This window comes from Sediminibacterium salmoneum NBRC 103935 (genome assembly GCF_000511175.1).
Taxonomy (GTDB): Bacteria; Bacteroidota; Bacteroidia; order Chitinophagales; family Chitinophagaceae; genus Sediminibacterium; species Sediminibacterium salmoneum.
In genome coordinates this window covers 281,499-283,941 of record NZ_KI866530.1, presented here as the reverse complement: position 1 = coordinate 283,941, position 2,443 = coordinate 281,499, and the positions used below count along the sequence as shown (strand labels likewise).

Below are 2,443 nucleotides of genomic sequence, written 5' to 3'. Positions count from 1 at the left end.
ATCTACCTCCATCCAATGGAACCAATGGACGCAATTCCGGCGGTATAACAGGAATATACTGCATTACCATCCATTCCGGGCGATTGGTAATTCTGGTGCTGGCATCACGGAAAGATTCAACTACGCTCAAACGCTTAAGTGCATCTGCTTTACGCTGCTGAGAAGTTTCAGTTGCGGCTGCATTTCTTAAAGAGAAACTTAATTCATCTAAATCAATGCGCTCCAATAAAGCATGAACTGCTTCAGCTCCCATTTTCGCGATGAACTTTTGAGGATCATCATCTGGAAGGAACTGGTTGTCTTTTGGTAAGCCATCAATCAGGTCTAAGTATTCTTCTTCGGTTAAAAGATCACCCATGCTTAGGTTCTCTTTAATACCACCCTGAATAACTACATAGCGCTCATAATAAATAATGGTTTCCAGTTTCTTGGAACTCATTCCAAGCAAGTAACCAATTTTATTAGGCAAGCTCTTGAAGTACCAGATATGTACTACAGGAACTACCAGTTTAATATGTCCCATGCGTTCACGACGCACTTTCTTTTCTGTAACTTCCACACCACAACGGTCACATACGATACCCTTGTAACGGATACGCTTATACTTTCCACAAGCACACTCGTAGTCCTTTACAGGTCCGAAGATTCTTTCGCAGAATAAGCCATCACGTTCAGGCTTATAGGTACGATAGTTGATGGTTTCAGGTTTCAGTACTTCGCCAAAACTTCTTTCCAGGATACTGTCCGGAGATGCCAGACTAATCGTGATCTGTGAAAAGGTTGGACGTTGTTTGTTTTCTCTTTTGATTGCCATATCGCGGTTGAGAATTTGAATTTTTTTTAATCGAACTTAAGATCTAAACCTAGACCTCTTAATTCGTGCACCAATACGTTGAATGATTCAGGAACGCCTGCTCTTGGAATATTTTCCCCTTTCACAATTGCCTCATAGGTTTTTGCACGTCCAATGATATCATCAGACTTAAGGGTTAATAGTTCCTGAAGAATGTTGGCAGCACCATATGCTTCCAGTGCCCAAACCTCCATTTCACCAAAACGCTGACCACCGAACTGTGCCTTACCACCCAACGGTTGTTGAGTAATCAAGCTGTATGGCCCAATAGAACGCGCGTGCATTTTATCGTCTACCATGTGGTGTAATTTAATCATATAGATTACCCCTACAGTTGCTTTCTGGTGGAAACGTTCTCCGGTTTCACCATCATACAGGTAAGTATGACCGTTTCTCGGAATGCCCGCATCTTTACAGTATTGTTCAATTTGATCCGTAGATGCACCATCAAAAATTGGTGTTGCAAAACGAACCCCTAAACGTTTACCAGTCCATCCTAAGATGGTTTCATAAATCTGTCCAAGGTTCATACGGGAAGGTACCCCAAGTGGATTCAATACGATATCTACCGGTGTTCCGTCTTCCATAAATGGCATGTCTTCGGCACGTACAATTTTGGCAACGATACCCTTGTTTCCGTGACGGCCTGCCATCTTATCCCCTACTTTCAATTTACGCTTAACAGCTAAGTAAACTTTAGCCAGTTTCAATACACCTGCAGGTAATTCATCACCAATAGAGATGTTGAACTTCTCACGCTTGTATCTACCCAACTCTTCATTGAATTTAATGCTGTAGTTGTGTAAAAGGGTATTGATCTGATCGTCTGTTTTTGCATCACCAGTCCAGCCCAATGGATTCACGTTCTGGTAATCGATCGTGCTCAGATTCTTCTGATTGAATTTTGCACCCTTACCAATCAACATTTCACCGAAGTTATTGCTAACACCTGCAGAAGCTTTGTCTTTCAACAAAGTCTGTAGTTTCTCTAACAACAATTCTTTAATGGCTTCAACATTTTGCTGATGTACTTTCTCAACTTTTTCCAATAACGCTTTTTCACGAATCTTGCCGTTCTTATCTTTCTTGGCGCGCTGGAATAATTTTTTATCAATTACTACACCTTCTGTACCATTTGGAGCTTTTAAAGAAGCATCTTTTGCATCACCGGCTTTGTCACCAAAGATGGCACGCAATAGTTTTTCTTCAGGGGTTGGATCAGACTCGCCTTTTGGCGTGATCTTACCAATCAGAATATCACCCTCTTTAATGGTAGCACCAATTCTGATAATACCATTTTCATCCAGATCCTTGGTTGCTTCTTCAGAAACGTTTGGAATATCCGGGGTTAATTCTTCTTCACCTAATTTGGTGTCACGAACTTCCAATTCGTACTCATCAATATGTACAGAAGTAAATAAATCTTCTCTAACTACTTTTTCACTAATTACAATCGCATCTTCAAAGTTGTATCCTTTCCAAGGCATGAAAGCAACCTGAAGGTTACGGCCTAAAGCCAGTTCACCATCTTTTGTTGCATACCCTTCGGTTAGGAAATCACCCTTCTTAACCACCTGACCTTTCTTAACC

Annotated in this window: 1 protein-coding gene and 1 pseudogene; both read right to left on the bottom strand. The window is 41.2% G+C overall.

What is annotated here, in order from left to right; all coding sequences use genetic code 11:
* Positions 1–814: pseudogene (locus tag P767_RS15255) on the bottom strand (DNA-directed RNA polymerase subunit beta'); the annotation flags it as partial.
* Positions 815–840: 26 nt separating this feature from the next.
* A partial coding sequence (gene rpoB / locus P767_RS15250; RefSeq protein WP_037351518.1) for a DNA-directed RNA polymerase subunit beta occupies positions 841–2,443 on the bottom strand: 1,603 nt, incomplete at its 5' end.